14 protein-coding genes are annotated in these 14812 nt (G+C 62.6%); 4 read left to right on the top strand and 10 right to left on the bottom strand.

Annotated features, from left to right (window positions below):
- Nucleotides 1-39: 39 nt before the first annotated feature.
- The 7 genes from LB559_RS29455 to LB559_RS29425 form a co-directional block, all read right to left on the bottom strand.
- Entirely contained in the window at nt 40-1221 is a 1182-nt protein-coding gene (locus LB559_RS29455) for a serine hydrolase domain-containing protein (protein ID WP_224675612.1), read from the bottom strand.
- 37 nt (nt 1222-1258) lie between these two features.
- The gene (locus LB559_RS29450) at nt 1259-2455 is read right to left on the bottom strand and encodes a serine hydrolase domain-containing protein (protein ID WP_127368316.1); all 1197 of its coding nucleotides are present in this window, start codon (nt 2453-2455) and stop codon (nt 1259-1261) included.
- Between the two features lie 63 nt (nt 2456-2518).
- Complete coding sequence (locus LB559_RS29445) at nt 2519-3553, bottom strand: extracellular solute-binding protein (RefSeq protein ID WP_224675611.1); 1035 nt, start codon at nt 3551-3553, stop codon at nt 2519-2521.
- 23 nt (nt 3554-3576) lie between these two features.
- Nucleotides 3577-4377 (bottom strand): ABC transporter permease, encoded by an 801-nt coding sequence (locus tag LB559_RS29440; protein WP_224675610.1) that lies wholly within the window; start codon nt 4375-4377, stop codon nt 3577-3579.
- Complete coding sequence (locus LB559_RS29435; RefSeq protein ID WP_013529815.1) at nt 4370-5290, bottom strand: ABC transporter permease; 921 nt, start codon at nt 5288-5290, stop codon at nt 4370-4372. Before LB559_RS29435 ends, LB559_RS29440 begins: the two co-directional genes overlap by 8 nt.
- A gap of 2 nt (nt 5291-5292) precedes the next feature.
- The gene (locus tag LB559_RS29430) at nt 5293-6387 is read right to left on the bottom strand and encodes an ABC transporter ATP-binding protein (RefSeq protein WP_027161444.1); all 1095 of its coding nucleotides are present in this window, start codon (nt 6385-6387) and stop codon (nt 5293-5295) included.
- Nucleotides 6388-6528: 141 nt separating this feature from the next.
- A complete protein-coding gene (locus LB559_RS29425; protein WP_224675609.1) occupies nt 6529-8208 on the bottom strand; it encodes an amidohydrolase in 1680 nt (559 codons plus the stop codon).
- A 154-nt stretch (nt 8209-8362) separates the two neighbouring features.
- On the opposite strand from LB559_RS29425, the gene LB559_RS29420 reads away from it, so the two are divergent.
- The 4 genes from LB559_RS29420 (at nt 8363) to LB559_RS29405 (ending at nt 12211) form a co-directional block, all read left to right on the top strand.
- A complete protein-coding gene (locus tag LB559_RS29420; protein WP_224675608.1) occupies nt 8363-9124 on the top strand; it encodes a TetR/AcrR family transcriptional regulator in 762 nt (253 codons plus the stop codon).
- Nucleotides 9125-9150: 26 nt separating this feature from the next.
- On the top strand, nt 9151-10182 hold the full coding sequence (locus LB559_RS29415; protein ID WP_024502679.1) for a histone deacetylase family protein: 1032 nt from the start codon (nt 9151-9153) through the stop codon (nt 10180-10182).
- Between the two features lie 551 nt (nt 10183-10733).
- A complete protein-coding gene (locus tag LB559_RS29410; protein ID WP_024502680.1) occupies nt 10734-11444 on the top strand; it encodes a helix-turn-helix transcriptional regulator in 711 nt (236 codons plus the stop codon).
- Nucleotides 11441-12211 (top strand): helix-turn-helix transcriptional regulator, encoded by a 771-nt coding sequence (locus LB559_RS29405; RefSeq protein ID WP_224675607.1) that lies wholly within the window; start codon nt 11441-11443, stop codon nt 12209-12211. The genes LB559_RS29410 and LB559_RS29405 overlap by 4 nt, the downstream gene beginning before the upstream one ends.
- A 34-nt stretch (nt 12212-12245) precedes the next feature.
- Here the strand turns inward: LB559_RS29405 and LB559_RS29400 are convergent, their stop codons facing one another.
- The 3 genes from LB559_RS29400 to LB559_RS29390 are packed head-to-tail and all read right to left on the bottom strand — an operon-like array spanning nt 12246 to nt 14782.
- Nucleotides 12246-12683, bottom strand: a complete 438-nt coding sequence (locus tag LB559_RS29400; RefSeq protein WP_224675606.1) for a hypothetical protein — start codon at nt 12681-12683, stop codon at nt 12246-12248.
- A complete protein-coding gene (gene flhB, locus LB559_RS29395) occupies nt 12680-13762 on the bottom strand; it encodes a flagellar biosynthesis protein FlhB (protein WP_027161440.1) in 1083 nt (360 codons plus the stop codon). Before flhB ends, LB559_RS29400 begins: the two co-directional genes overlap by 4 nt.
- Nucleotides 13763-13771: 9 nt before the next feature.
- On the bottom strand, nt 13772-14782 hold the full coding sequence (locus LB559_RS29390; RefSeq protein WP_224675605.1) for a flagellar motor switch protein FliG: 1011 nt from the start codon (nt 14780-14782) through the stop codon (nt 13772-13774).
- Between the last annotated feature and the right edge of the window lie 30 nt (nt 14783-14812).

Here is a 14812-nt window from a genome sequence, read left to right as displayed (position 1 = left end):
CACAGGAAAGCGTGCGCCAATGTGGCGATCGCGGCGCGCCTAGATCAGCCGGCTCAGCGCCTCGAAGAACGCGACGATCTCGATGTCGAGCGGATCGTCGACAGGCTCCGGCTGCGACGACATCTTGGCGATCACCACTTCGGTCCTGGGATCGACATACAGCCACTGGCCATGGATACCGATGCCGCAATAGGCGCCGTTCTCGTGTCCAGTCTGGTACCATTTGTTGCGGTAGCGGCCCTTGGGAAACAGTGGCAGCATCGCGCCGCGCTGCCAGGCGTCCGCACTGCCGCCAGTGCTGGTCGTGTCGCGCACCCAGGCTTCCGGTACGATGCGGCGGCCATTGGCCATGCCACCTTGCCGCATCATCTCGCCGACACGCGCCAGGTCGCGCGGCGTCACCGAAATGCCGCCGGCCGTGCGCGCCGTGCCTTCCATGTCGACGCCGATCGAGGCTTCGCTGACAGCGCCGAGCGGCAGCCACAGCTTCTCGCGCATCAGGTCGGTGAACCGCTGGCCCGACGCACGCTCGAGCAGCAGGCCGAGCAGGTCGGAATTCGGCGAGCGGTAGCGGAAGGTCTGGCCATGCGGGGCTGCAAGACGTTGCAGGGTCAGGATGAATTCGCTCAGGCTCTCCGTGCCGCCGCCCGGATTCCACAGCGTGGCACGGCGATAGCGGGCGAAAGCACTTTCCGGATCGAGATAGGCTTCCTCGAAATCGAGGCTGACGCTCATATCGAGCACATGCCGCACGCTCGCATCGCCATAGGCCGAGCCGGCGGCTTCGGGGATGTAGGCCGTCACCGGCGCTTCCGGGTCGAACACCCCCTCGCCTTCTAGTATGCCGGCAATGATGGCGGTCAGCGACTTGCTGATCGAAAAGATGATGTGGCGGGCGCCGAAATCCATATGCGGCGCGAACCAGTCGCCGACGATCCTGCCGCCTTTCATCACCGTCAGTGCGTCGGTGCTCGAACGTGCGAGAAAATCAGCCACCGTCTCCGGTGTGCCGGCGATCGCGACCTTCTCGCCGAGCAGGCCGCCCATATCGCGCACGGGGATTTCGACAACGCCCGACGTCGCCGCCACCCGGGCGGTCGGCACCAGTTCGCCGAGATTCTGGAACGACCACCGGTTGAACGGGTTCTCGCGCCAATTGGCGAGCACCACCTGGTTGCGCCGGAAGCCATAGCGGGTCTCGAACACGGTTTTGCCGGTCATGGCGTTTCCTTCCGGGTCGTTTCTTCTTTGTGGAGGCTCAGCGAAGTGCCGTGGCGATAGCGTGCACGGCTTTCAGCGTCGCTATGGAATAGGCACCATTGGCGAAATCCGGCCAGGTCGAAAGCTTCACCACGACCATTCCGGTGTTCCAGTCGATATGGATCATCTGACCGAACACGCCGCGGCACATCAGTGCGCGCGAGCGCGGGTCCTCGATCCAGAACTGGTTGCGATAGCTGCCCTCCGGCAGGCTGGGGCTGAAGTCCGGCCCATGCCTGCCGTTGCGCGTGTCCTCGACCCAGCCGGCCGGCACGACGCCGCCACCATTGTCGAGGATCAATTGGCCGAAGCGGCCATAATCGCGCAACGTTGCATTGAAGCCGCCATCGGCCACCGCATAGCCGGCGCTGTCGACGGTGAAGCAGGCGCTTTCGTCGGCGCCGAGCTTTTGCCAGAGCTCTTCCGAAACCAGCTGCGGCAGCCGTTTGCCTGTCACCCGCTCCATGATGAAGGCGAGCACATCGGTCTCGATCGAGCGGTATTCGAATTGAGCCCCGTGCGGACGGACCGTTTCCTTCAAGCCCAGGATCAGTTCGAACATGTGCGAGGGCCAGCGAAAATCCGGATCGCTGCCAAGCGGCACCGGCTTCCAGCCGGTGGCGACATCGACCTGGCCGATGTCGGAATAGCGGTCGGTATATTCCTCGGAGAAACGCACGCCGCTGGTCATGTCCAGCACATGCTGCACATTGGCGCCGGCCCAGCCGGTAGCGCCGAGTTCCGGCAGGTAGTCGCTTACCGGTCTGGCCGGATCGATCAGGCCGCGCCCGACCAGTATGCCGAACACCGAACCGGTGACGGACTTCGCCATCGACTGCGACAGGTGCAGCGTGCGCTCGTCCATGCCGTTGAAATAGCGCTCATAGGCAACCTTGCCGTCCTTGAGCACCAGAAAACCGTCCGTATAGGTCTCGTCGAGCAGCCCGGCGAGTGTCGTCGGCTTGCCCTCGCTGTCCTCGACCGCCAGCCCGTCAAGATCGACCTCGGCGCGTTCGAGACGGCGGCGATGGCCGTTGCCGCGCCAGACTTCGGCGGTCGGCAGAATTTCACGGATGTGCTGGAACGCCCAGCGGTTCCATGGCGGCCGGTCCCAGTCGAGCTTCGGCGGCACCATGGCGGGCGGCGAGCCCTGCATGATCGGCGGCCGCGGATCGCTGTTGCGATAGGAGTCCATGAAAGCCATTCCCGGAAAAGAAAAGACCCGGCGGCATGTACCGCCGGGTCTCTCATGCAGCGATTACTTCTGCAGTTCGGTCCAGATCTTGGTGTAGAGTTCCTGCGTTTCCGGCGGGCACATCTTCTGGAATTCGCCTTTCGGCTTGGCATCGGCCGGAATGACGACTTCCGGCGCATCCTTCATGTCCGCCGGCATGTATTTGTCCGAGCCGGTGATGGCGTTGGCATAGCGGTGGAAGGCCGAGAGGCCCGCCGCGTTTTCCGGATCCATGATGAAGTTCTGGAACAGCTTGGCATTGTCGACGTTCTTGGCTTCCTTCAGAACGACGACGTTGTCGCTCCACAGGCCGAAGCCTTCCTTCGGATAGTTGTAGTGGATGGCCGGATTGACCAGCCGCTGGCGCAGCGCCGAGCCGTTCCAGTCGCTGGTCGCCTTGAAATCGCCGGCGCCCATCTTCTCGATGGTGTTGTATTCCATCGCGATCCAGTTCGGCTTGGCCGCCACCAGGAGGTCGCGCACCTTCTTCAGCACCGCCTTGTCGTCGGTGCACTGCTGGCCGCCGACATATTTGATCGCCGCGAAGATGACGTCGCCCATCTCCGGAACGACGTTGACCTTGCCCTTCAGCTCGTCCGGCGTGTTGAAGACGATGCCCCAGCTGTCGGCCGGACCCTTGTAGGCATCGGTGTTGACGACGACGCCGATCGTGCCCCAGGCCCACGGCACCGAATATTTGCGGCCCGGATCGAACTCGGGATTGGCCCATTCCGGCGCGACGTTCTTGAAGTTCTCCATCTTGCCCGGATCGGTCTCGAGCAGGAGACCTTCCTTGATCCAGATCGGCACATAGGTCTGCGACGGCACCGCGATGTCGAAGCCGGTGCCGCCCTGGCGAACCTTGGCCAGCGCGGTGTCGTTGGAATCGTAATCGGTGATGGTCACCTTGACGTTGTATTTGGCTTCGAACTTCTTGATCACGTCGGGGCTGGTGTAGTTGCCCCAATTGTAGATGTTGAGCACGCCGTCGGCGCGGGCCAGGCCCGTCGAGGCGAGCAACGCCAACCCCATGGCGGTTGCTGTTGTCTTCCAGTTCATGGTTTTAACTCCCATTTTTCGGTTCAGTCTCGTTTCCTGCTGACGAAGAAAAACAACGTGACGATCGCGACCGAAAGCAGCAGGAAGGCGGTCGATATCGCGTTGATCTCGGGTGTGATGCCGCGGCGGATCTGGCCGAGCATGTAGGTGGGCAGCGTGTCCTGGCCGCCCGATTTGACGAACTCGGTGATGACGACGTCGTCGAGCGAAATGACGAAGGCCAGCATCAGCCCGGCCAGGATGCCGGGCCACAGGAGCGGCAGCGTGATGCGCCGGAACGTCTTCCAGGGCGTCGCGTAGAGGTCGGCTGCGGCACGCTCCAGCGTCAGGTCCATATTCTCAAGCCGCGCCCGGATCGGCAAATAGGCAAAGGGAATGCAGAACGCCGTGTGCGCGGCGACCAGATAGCCGATGCCGGAATAACCGGTGAAGATCTTGATGCGCGAGAAGAAGATCAGCAGCGCCACCCCGGTGACGATCTCGGGCACCATCAGCGGCTGGTTGATCGCCGCATACTTGAAGGTGAGGCCGGGATAGGACGCGGTGCGGGTGGTGGCGAGCGCCGCCATGGTGGCAAAGATCGTGGAGAGCACCGCCGCGATGGAGCCGATCTGGAAGGAACGCAGCGTGGCATCGACGACCTGCGTGTTCTGCCATGCCGACTGGAACCATTTCAGCGAAAAGCCGCCCCATTCGGAGGTCGAGCTCGCCGCGTTGAAGGCATAGATGACCAGCACGATGATCGGCAGATACAGCACGATAAAGCAGGTCGCGGCGATCGCGCTGAATCCTGGCTGGTTCTTGATGGAAAAGTTCTTAGCCATGACGCACCCCCGACTTGCCGGCATTGCGCACATAGGCAAGCAGCGCCACCATGACGATGATCATGACGGCGATCGACAGCGCCGAGCCGAGTGGCCAGTTGCGGCCCTGCCCGAACTGCAATTCGATCAGGTTGGACAGCATCATGTTCTTGCCGCCGCCAAGCACGCTCGGCGTCACATAGGCGCCAAGCGCTGGAATGAAGACCAGGATGGAGCCGGCGATGACGCCCGGCTTGACCATCGGAAAGATAATTCGCCGCAGCACCTGGAAGCGCGTGGCGTAAAGGTCATAGCCCGCCTCGACCAGCCGGAAATCGAGCTTTTCCATACTGGCGTAGATCGGCAGCACCATCAGCGGCAGGTAGACATAGGCCATGCCGATCAGGATCGCCGTGTCGGTGTAGAGGATCTGGATCGGCGCCGAGATGATGCCGAGCTTGAGCAGCATTGTGTTGATGATGCCTTCGTTGCGGATGATCTGCAGCACTGCGAAGGTGCGGATCAAAAGGTTGGTCCAGAACGGAATGGTGATCAGGAACAGCCAGAGATCGCGGGTCTTTTCGCTGCGCGTCGCCATGAAATAGGCGGTCGGGAAACCAAGCACCAAGGTGGCGATCGTCGTCACCACCGAGAGCTTGATCGAGCGCAGGAAGATGGTGACGTGGGCGGCGGCGATCGAAAGCGTGTCGTCGAAGATATCGCGTTCCAGAAACACCGCTATCCAGGCTTCCGGCGAGAACTGCCACTTCACGTCGCCATAGGAGCCTGGCGTCAGGAACGAGTAGACGAGCACGATCAGCAAGGGGCCGGTCGCGGCGAGGAAAATGACCAGCAGCGCTGGCGCTGACAAAAGCCAGCGGTCGCGGACATCGCGCCGCTCCGCTGCCTTGGCGACTTCTTCCGCGGTCGCCATCGTCAGTCCTTCAGGACCTGGGCGGCATCGCTGCCGATGAGGATGCCGACCGCGTCGCCCTTCTCGAAACCGCAGCCCGCGCTGCGCGTGTTCTGCTGGCGTACGGTGAAGAGTTCGCCGCTGTCGAGATGAACATGGATGTGGGTGTCGGTGCCGAAATAGACGATATTATCGACCCTCCCCGACAGTTCGCCCTTGGCCTTGGTCAGCTTGGCGTGTTCAGGCCGAACCACGACCGTGGCATTGGGCTTGGGCTGGAAACCCTGGGCCACGGTCGCCTCGATGGTCGCACCGGACTTGAGCGTGGCGCGCGCCTTGCCGTTGGCCATCTCGCTGATGGCGGCCGTCAGGAAGTTGGTTTCACCGATAAAGTCGGCGACGAAGCGTTCGGCCGGCTTGTCGTAGATATCCCAGGGCGAACCGACCTGGAGGATCTTGCCCGATGACATGACCGCGATGCGGTCGGACATGGTCAGCGCTTCTTCCTGGTCGTGGGTGACGAAGATGAAGGTGATGCCGGTCTCGTGCTGCAGCCGCTTCAACTCGATCTGCATCTCCTTGCGCAGCTTGTAGTCGAGCGCCGACAGTGGCTCGTCGAGCAAAAGCACCTTCGGCTGCGGTGCCAAGGCGCGGGCCAAGGCCACGCGCTGCTGCTGGCCGCCGGAGATCTGGCTGGTGCGACGACCGGCGAGTGCCTCCATCTTGACCAGCTTCAGCATCTCGGCGACGCGCGCCTTGATCTCGGCCCTCGGCTTACCCAGCATTTCCAGGCCAAAGCCGATATTGTCGGCGACCGTCATGTGCGGGAACAGCGCATAGGATTGGAAAACGGTGTTGACCGGCCGTTTGAAGGGTGGCAGCGGCGCGATGTCCTGGCCGTAGAGCAGGATTTCACCGGCGGTTGGAAAATCGAAGCCGGCGATCAGCCTGAGCAACGTCGTCTTGCCGCAGCCGGATGGCCCCAGCAACGTGAAGAATTCGTTCTCGCGGATAGATACCGAGACCGTGTCGAGGGCAGCCACCTGCCCCTCACCTGATCCGAAAATTTTGCTGACGTTTACTACTTCAATCGCATTCCGATCCGGTTTGTCCGGCACGATTACGCCTCACTGTTGACCCCGCTCTTGCTGGCGGAGCTCTTCCCCTGTTCGATGTGACCACATGGCCGGTGGGTTGGCAAGCCCGGCATTGGGTCACAGTTCAGTCAGTCATTGAGACCTGCAAGCCCCATGCCATAGTCAGGCCTGATAGGTGATCTTGCCGCCGCAAATCGTCGTCACCGGCCGCACCTTGTGCAGATCGGCCGGGGCGGTGTTCTCGATATCCATCGACAAAACCACCAGATCGGCCATGTAGCCCGATCTCAGCGTGCCCTTGCGGTGCTCGGCGAATTCGGCGTAGGCGCCCTCGATCGTGTAACCGGCGATCGCTTCATGCAGTGAGAAACTCTGGTCCGGGTCGCTTTCTGCCCATGGTTTGCGCAACACTGCCGCCTGAATGCCCAGGATCGGATCGATCGGCGACACCGGCCAATCGGATGCGAAGACGACATGCGCGCCGGCATCCTTCAAGGTCCGCCAGGCATAGCTCAGCGGCCAGCGTGCCGGCCCGATGCGCGACACCGTCGGCTCCAGCGGAAAATCCATGGCGCCGGGCGGATGCGGCGGTTGCATGGAGGCAATGACGCCGAGTTCGGCGAAACGCGGCACGTCCGAGGCGGTGGTGACCTCGATGTGCTCGACCCGGTGACGGCTGTCGCGCTTGCCGTTCGCCTTCTGCGCCGCCTCATAACCGTCGAGCACCGCGCGCACGGCGCCGTCGCCGATCGAATGCACGGCGATCTGCAGCCCGCGCCTGTCGGCCGCGACGGCCAGATCGATGAATTGTTGCGGCGTGAACAGCGGCTCGCCCACCCAGTCGGGCCGGTCGGCGTATGGCTCGACCATGACAGCTGTCCAGGAGTCGAGCACCCCGTCGTAGAACACCTTGACCATGCCCGACGACAGCCATTCGCTGTTGTAGCTTTCGGCCATACCAGATGCCTTGTCGAGCATGTCGAGCCTCATGAAATTCTTGTAGTGGAACGGGATCTTGACGCGGCAGGGCAAGCCTTCCTCGGCTTCGATCTCGGCCAGCAGCTCAAGCTGGTAGAGGTTGCCGTCCATGTTCTGGATCGAGGTGATGCCGTGGCGGGCGCACCAGGCGAGCCCGCGCCGCATAATGTCGCGGTCGGCGTCCCGCTCGGCCGCCGTCGGCATCGGGTCCGGCTCGCCGCCGGTCGACAGCCCCAGCCGCACCCGGCTTTCGCCGGCAAGGTCGAGCACCGGGCCAAAGGCCTCGCCTTCGCGCAATTCGCCGGCGGCCAGTCCATCGTCACCCATGACAATCTCATTGCCAGGGCCGAGCGTGCGCCCCTGCAGGATGCCGGCCATTTCCAACGCCTTGGTGTTGGCCCACATGGTGTGATGGTCGGGCGCCGCCATGCAGAACGGACGATCGGGCAAAATGGCGTCGAGGTGATGGCGCGTCACGCGCTCGCTGCCGAGCACGGTGTAGTCGACGCCTTGGCCGACCAGCATCTTCGCGTCGGGCCGGGTAGGCGCATAGTCGCGGATCGCCTTCTGCAGCGCCTCGAAGCCATGGATACCGGTGAGTTGAAGGTGGGCAAGTTCAGCCCCGCCCGAAAACAGATGCATGTGGGCTTCGATGAAACCCGGCAGGACGGAGCCGCCCTTGGCGTCGATTACCTTGGTGGCCGGTCCCTTGAACTCTTCGATGGAGGCGCGGCTGCCGATGGCGACGATTGCGCCGTCCTTGACGGCGACGGCCTCGGCGGTGGGATTGTCGTCGTCGATGGTCAGTACACGACCATTGATGACGATCAGATCCGCATTGTGACCTGCACCTGTGACAGACATCGCGACTCCGCGCTTTTGACGACTGACTGAGACCGACAACCTCTTGGCCAACGACCTGCCACTCCACCGGAGCGGCGCCATGGGACGAAAAAGAATGCCAGCGCGCTGTCTTGGAAATTCCCCTTGTCATCCCAAGAGGCAGCGTGGATAAAGAATGCGACTGATTATTCGCGTTTGTCAACATACCGAATCTGGAATGTATCGTGGACAGCAAGCTCCCACCATGTTGAGACCGGGCGGGGAACGAGGACATCGGACGGTGAAGCGCAGTCTCGACCGCAAAACCAGGATAGCGCTCGAACCGCGCAAACAGCCGCGGCAAAAACGCTCCAGCAAGGTGGTCGACCGGATTCTCGACGCAGCGCTGGTCTTGACGCGGGAGCAAGGAACCAAGACGCCGACGACGCTGGCCATTGCGCAGCGCGCAGGCTTGTCGGTTGGTTCGATCTACCAATACTTTCCCAACAAGGAAGCCATTCTTCTGGACCTCGCCCGGCGCTGGCTGTCATCCTTTCCCGAGGTGATCGCCAAGCGTATCAAGGTCGCCCCGCCCACCAACCGTGAAGAGTTTCGGCAGGAAGTGCGCAAGCTCTTCATCGACACGTCCAGACTCTACCTCGAAAACGCCAGCCTGATGCCGGTGATCGAGGCCATTTCAGGCAACGCCGACCTCAGGCCGATCCAGAACGAATATGACGAGCAGATCATCGCGCTCTACGCCGCATGGCTGCAGCATGTGAACCCGGCGCTTGAAGACAATGTCGCCAGCCGGCTCGGCGTGCTGATGATGGACGTCGGGCACGCCTGCCGGCTTGTCGGGCTGAAAAGAGACCGCAAGACATACGACCTCATCGAGGACGATGTGGAAAGAATGTGGCTCGCTCTGGTGAGCCCTTATCTCAATCTTGAATCTTGACTGATTTCGCACTTCGAGAGGAATTTATGAAGACTGTTTTCTCCCCCCTTCACGCCGGCCATGCCGGTCAAATGGAACTGGTCACATCAGCCATCGTGCCGGGTTTCGAGAAGCCATCGAGGGCCGAATTCATCAAGGCGCGGGTCGAAAGCGAGAAACTGGGTCCCATCATCGCGCCGCACGAACATGACCTCGCCGCCGCCAAGCGCATCCACAAATCAGACTATATCGACTTTCTCCCGACGGTCTGGCCGCAATGGCTGGAAGCAGGTCTCACAGGCACGGCGATGCCCTTCACATGGCCGACGCGCGGCCTGCGCGGCGACGTGCCGCCAAAGCGCGTCGACGCGCTGCTCGGCTATTATTCCTTCGATGCCGGCGCCACTTTCGTCGAAGGCACGTGGGCCGCGATCAAGTCTTCCTACGACGTAGCGCTGACCGCCGCCGGTCTGCTCAAGGATGGCGAGGCTTCCGCCTTCGCGCTCTGCCGTCCACCCGGCCACCATGCCGGGGCTGGCTTCATGGGCGGCTATTGCTATATCAACAACGCCGCTGTCGCCGCGCAATGGTTCCGCGACCACGGCGCCAAACGCATCTCGATCCTCGATGTCGACTACCATCACGGCAACGGTACGCAGGAGATCTTCTACGACCGTGCCGACGTCCAGGTGCTCAATCTGCATGGCGATCCGATGGTCGAGTACCCGTTCTTCCTCGGCCATGCCGACGAACGCGGCGCGGGTGCCGGCGAAGGCTTCAACATCAATTATCCGATGCCCTTCGGCACCGACTGGGATGCATGGAACGCCTCGCTCGAGGATGCCTGCGGCAGGCTCGCCGCTTATGCACCGGATGTCGTCATCGTCTCGCTGGGTGTCGATACGTTCGAGAAGGACCCGATCAGCCAGTTCAAGCTGAAGACGTCTGATTATCCCAAGATCGGCCGCCGCATCGCCAGGCTCGGCCTGCCGACGCTGTTCGTCATGGAAGGCGGCTATGCCGTCGAGGAGATCGGCATCAACGCGGTCGGCGTGCTGACCGGGTTCGAGGATCGGTAAATGCCTGTCGTCCAGGAGCATCTGGCGATTTTGGGACAACGACAGGCATAAGCAAAGGACCACCGGGACGGGGCGGCAACATCGCCCGGCTCCCACTATCGGGCCAAGGCACCAGTCTTCGGCACAGCAACCGGCGCGCCCGTCTGTCCAATGCTCCCGAGCCTGGCGAAATCGACCAGCCGCCGAGGTGGCCGGCGAAGACTTTTGCGTCCCGGTCTTCTGTCCAGGGCGCGAAAACCGACTTGTGAGTCGCACATGAGTCCACCGGATTCGATTTTGTCAAATCGCGTTTGATGTCAGATTCAACTGCGGGTAGATTAGACCCGAATCAGCCGGTCCTGGGGGGCGCGGCGACCACCCAAAGTCTTTTGTTCCGGAGCTTTTCCGGCACCAGACGCGGACGGCTTCGCGTTCCCTGAATGGATTCGGGATTTGGTTCGGTGCAGCCCTGCGCCACGCGTGTGTCTTCGTCAAAGTAATGCGTATTCGGGTTCGGCGGCTGGTTTCCAGTATCCGGACAGCAGAAACGATTCCGGCCAAAAGCAACAAGAATGAGCAGTCCCGCCGCACGTCTTCAATCCGACACATTGGGCTCGCGCCTGACGTCGCGCGGCGATCTCACCAGCTTTTTCATGCAACTGACCGCCGAGATCGGCGCCGACAGCTACATGTTGGTCGCCATCGTCCACGACCAGGACCGCAACGATGCGCGCATCGTCTCCTCCAACTGGATTTTCGATGCCATCGAGCTGATCGGCAAGCGATTGATCGCCGGGCTTGCGCAAGGCGCGCTCACCGTCGCGCCAGGCATCCGCCCACAGCCGCTGGTGGCATCTCAAGCACCAGAGGCAGACGGATTGGTCACCGGCGAGGAAGCCCGCCTTCTCGACGTGCTCGGCCATGCCGAAATCTATTCGCTGCGCCTCAATGTCGGCCGCCAGCGCCTGTTTGCCCTGTTCTCTGCGGCGACCGCCGGCAGCATCGACCAGCCGGCGCTGATGCGCGCGCAGCTGAAATGCTGCTACGCGCTCTCGCACATCCCGCAACTGATTGCCGCCGCCGCCATGCAGGACCCGTTGTCGGATCGCGAGCGCGAATGCCTGTTCTGGGTTTCCGAAGGCAAGACCACCGACGAGGTCGCCGTCATCCTTGGCGTCTCCTCCAACACCGTCAACAGCTACATCACCCACGCCATCCAGAAATTCGCGGCCAGCAACCGCGCGATGGCCATCGCCACGGCGATCAGGAGCGGCATCATTTGAAACACGCCGATATCAAGGAAACGGCCGAAGCCCTTTTCAACGAGCAGCGCAACCCGTTCGGGGCCTTCACCCTTGGCTCCGAAACCCATCACGCGGTCACCATTCCCGATGCCGTGCGCCGCTGCCGCTGGATCGCCGTTGACATGAATGCCTCGGCTTTCGGCCTCTTCTTCGTAAGCCCCTCGCCCGAGCGGGCGCGGCTCGTGCCATGCTTCGATTCCGATTATCCCGGCATTGCCGTGGCGACCAAGTTCATCTCAGGCGCCAACGGCGAGGAGATCGTGCGCCACACCCGCATCTCGACCGAACCGCGCTGGTGGACGGATGACGGCGTCCCTGGCACGGCGGAGCTGTTTGGCGATTTCGCCTGGACCGAGCGGATGGCGGCGCTGGTGCCCGGAACCAGCGGCATCGCTTTTCCCGTGCACGCCGACCGCGGCCAATGCGGTCTTGTCGTGTTCCTGGGCTCGGAGATGACCTTGCAGCAGGATGCGCTCTACGAAATACACGCCCGCTGCTTTTCGCTGTTCGCCGCCGTCGCCCGCATCCGTCCGGGCGATGCCGGCCGCATGCGTGCAATCTCCAAGCGCGAACTCGAATGCCTGAAGCTGACCGCCAACGGCAACACCAGCGAGGAGATCGCGCGACTCCTGAAACTGTCGGTGCACACCGCCAACCAGTATCTGACCCAATCGACCCAGAAGCTCAACGCCGTCAATCGCAACCAGGCCGTTGCCAAGGCGCTGCGGCTGGGCTTGATCGAATAGGGGAATTCGGCAGCGCTTCGAAAGCGACCGACGGTCAGCGATAGGCCAGCGGCTCGACCTTGTGGATACGCGCCTCTTCGATCACCGCTTCGAGCAGCGCCGTGTTGCGCTCCGGGTCTTCGCCCGGCTTCTCGAACGATACGTAGTTGACCGCCACCGACGCGCCGAGCTCGCTCAGCGTCAGCTGGAAATAGACGGTGACGCCGGGCGGCCTCAGTTCCAGATCGAGCACGATGCGCGGGCTGCCGCTCCAGTCGACATGCGCCTCACCACCATGGCCGAGCCGCAGAGTGCCCGGCATGAAGAACAACTCAACCGCTGAATCGACCAGGTCCGACAGGCATGCGAAATGCTCCAGCCGGATAAAGGCGATGTAGTCGGCGACATCGATCAGCCTCAGTTCGCCCACCACCTGCTCGATGGCGCTGGCGACGATGATCTCGCGGGATTTTGCGTGCGGTTGCCGGTTCATGAAATCTGTCTGCGCTCAGCCTTTTTCGAGTAGACGATCCGCACCAGTTCGGCGACGGCCTGGTAGAATTGTGACGGGATCACATTATCGACCGAAACTTGCTTGTACATGGAGCGGGCGAGCGCCACGTCCTCGAAGACCGGGATGTTGTGTTCCCGCGCGATCTCGCGGATCTTGAGCGCCACCAGATCCTGGCCCTTGGCCAGCACCATGGGCGCCGAGTCCTCGTCGCGCACATATTTCAGCGCGATCGAGAAGTGCGTCGGGTTGGCGATGATCAGCGTCGCGCGCGGCACCGCCGTCATCATCCGTTTGCGCGCCCGGTCGCGCGCCAGCGAGCGCAGCCGCGACTTGACGATCGGGTCGCCCTCGGACTGTTTGAACTCGTCCTTGACCTCCTGCTTGCTCATGCGCAGATCCTGCTTCCAGTGGAAGCGCGACCAGACGATGTCGACTGCCGCGATCAGCCCCATGACGAAGACGATGGCCACCAGGATGTCGACGGCGATGCCGCGGATGACGAGACCGAAGGCGACCGGATTGGTGATCATCCCGGCGAGCAGCTTGCGGTGGTCTTCCGACAGGGTGAAACTCAGCACGACGATGGCAAACCCGACCTTGCCGAGTGACTTCAGGAACTCGACCCAACCCTGGATGCCGAACAGCCTGTTCCAACCCTTGGCGATCGAAATGCGCGAGAGTTGCGGCCGGACCCGCTCGCCTACGAATTGCGGCATGTTCTGGAACACCGAGGCGCCGACGCCGGCGACGGTCAGCAGCACCATCAAGCTCAGGACGGCGCGGCCGACCTCGAGCAGGACGATCTTGTAAAGCGCGATGACGTCGGTCTCGGTGTCCATTGGCCAGGCTTCCGGCTTCTCCAGGAACATCGACAGGAACATGCCGAGATCGATGATCGCATCCTTAGCGTAGAAGACGGTGAACACCAGTATGGCAACGAACGAGGCAAAGAGCGCTGTCTCCCGCGAATGGGGCAGCTTGCCCTGTTCGATGGTGTCGCGGATCTTCTTTTCCGTCGCCTCTTCGGTTTTCGAATCCTTGTCGACCGCGTCAGCCATGGCGCGGTCCTAGGCGGCGTCTTGGGTCGAGGGGAGTTCGAAGGCGGCTTCGCGCGACAGCTGGATCGTCGTCGTAACGATCGTCTTGCGGGCCGCCATGATATCGGCGAGGGGGATCCCGTCCGAGCCCTCCCCGAGCTCGGCTTCGATCATGCGCCGCGAGCGGGCGCCGATGGCCGACAGCACCGATTCTGCAAGGGCGGCCGACGTGCCACGCAAGGCCAGCGTGACCAGCTCCGTCGATAGCCCGTCGAACAGCAGCACCCGCGCTTTCTGGGTGAGCAGCGGCAGATCGTCGAAAGCAAACAGCCGGGCTCGCACGCCGTCGAGATCAGGCGTGCCGGCGGCTTCCAGATCCTGCATCACCTCCTCGAGCAGCGGCTTGTCGAGTTCGTTGAGGACGCTGGCGACACGCGCCTGTCCGGCCGAGGTATCCTTGGTCGAGGTTTCGGCCAACACACTGGTGCGCAGCCGGTTTTCGACGATCCTGGCGGCAGCGTCGGGAACATTGGCCATCGTCACCATGCGCTTGATGATTTCTCCACGCATCGGCTTGGTCAGTGTCAGCAGCACGCTCGCCGCCACCTGCGGCGCCAGCTTCGACAACACCATGGCCGCTGTCTGCGGATGCTCACCGGCCAGGAAGGCGCCAAGCCGCGCCGGTTCGAGCTTTTCGAGCTCGGGCCAGATCGGCGGCGGGCCTTCCGGTGCGACCTCGAATTTCCTGTCGCCCATGATCGCGCTCATCTCTTCGGGCGAGAGCGATTCGTTGAGGATGGTGTCCATCCTGTCGGCGGAATCGAGCAATCCCGCCCCTTCGGTGAATTCGGCCTCGAACTCAGCGACAATGCGCTCAAGATCGCTTTGCGGAATCGTCCGCAGCAGCCGGGCGCCCTCGATCAGGGCCTTCAGTTCTTCCTGCTTGAAGAATTTCAGCAGGCGGCTGGCCGACGGCTTGCCCATCGCCACAAGTATGGCGGCCGCCTTCTGCGCGCGGGTCAAGGTCACCGGCGTCGTCATGCCACTCGCCTCCGCTGCCACCGGCAAGCC

This window comes from Mesorhizobium sp. BR1-1-3, assembly GCF_020165455.1.
Taxonomy (GTDB): domain Bacteria; phylum Pseudomonadota; class Alphaproteobacteria; order Rhizobiales; family Rhizobiaceae; genus Mesorhizobium; species Mesorhizobium ciceri.
This window is presented reverse-complemented; position numbering and strand designations above follow the sequence as displayed.

Coding starts and splice junctions, on each gene's coding strand:
- LB559_RS29455 (WP_224675612.1), bottom strand. CDS start 1,221: ATGACCGGCAAAACCGTGTTCGAGACCCGCTATGGCTTCCGGCGCAAC.
- LB559_RS29450 (WP_127368316.1), bottom strand. CDS start 2,455: ATGGACTCCTATCGCAACAGCGATCCGCGGCCGCCGATCATGCAGGGC.
- LB559_RS29445 (WP_224675611.1), bottom strand. CDS start 3,553: ATGAACTGGAAGACAACAGCAACCGCCATGGGGTTGGCGTTGCTCGCC.
- LB559_RS29440 (WP_224675610.1), bottom strand. CDS start 4,377: ATGGCTAAGAACTTTTCCATCAAGAACCAGCCAGGATTCAGCGCGATC.
- LB559_RS29435 (WP_013529815.1), bottom strand. CDS start 5,290: ATGGCGACCGCGGAAGAAGTCGCCAAGGCAGCGGAGCGGCGCGATGTC.
- LB559_RS29425 (WP_224675609.1), bottom strand. CDS start 8,208: ATGTCTGTCACAGGTGCAGGTCACAATGCGGATCTGATCGTCATCAAT.
- LB559_RS29420 (WP_224675608.1), top strand. CDS start 8,363: ATGCGACTGATTATTCGCGTTTGTCAACATACCGAATCTGGAATGTAT.
- LB559_RS29415 (WP_024502679.1), top strand. CDS start 9,151: ATGAAGACTGTTTTCTCCCCCCTTCACGCCGGCCATGCCGGTCAAATG.
- LB559_RS29410 (WP_024502680.1), top strand. CDS start 10,734: ATGAGCAGTCCCGCCGCACGTCTTCAATCCGACACATTGGGCTCGCGC.
- LB559_RS29400 (WP_224675606.1), bottom strand. CDS start 12,683: ATGAACCGGCAACCGCACGCAAAATCCCGCGAGATCATCGTCGCCAGC.
- flhB (WP_027161440.1), bottom strand. CDS start 13,762: ATGGCTGACGCGGTCGACAAGGATTCGAAAACCGAAGAGGCGACGGAA.
- LB559_RS29390 (WP_224675605.1), bottom strand. CDS start 14,782: ATGACGACGCCGGTGACCTTGACCCGCGCGCAGAAGGCGGCCGCCATA.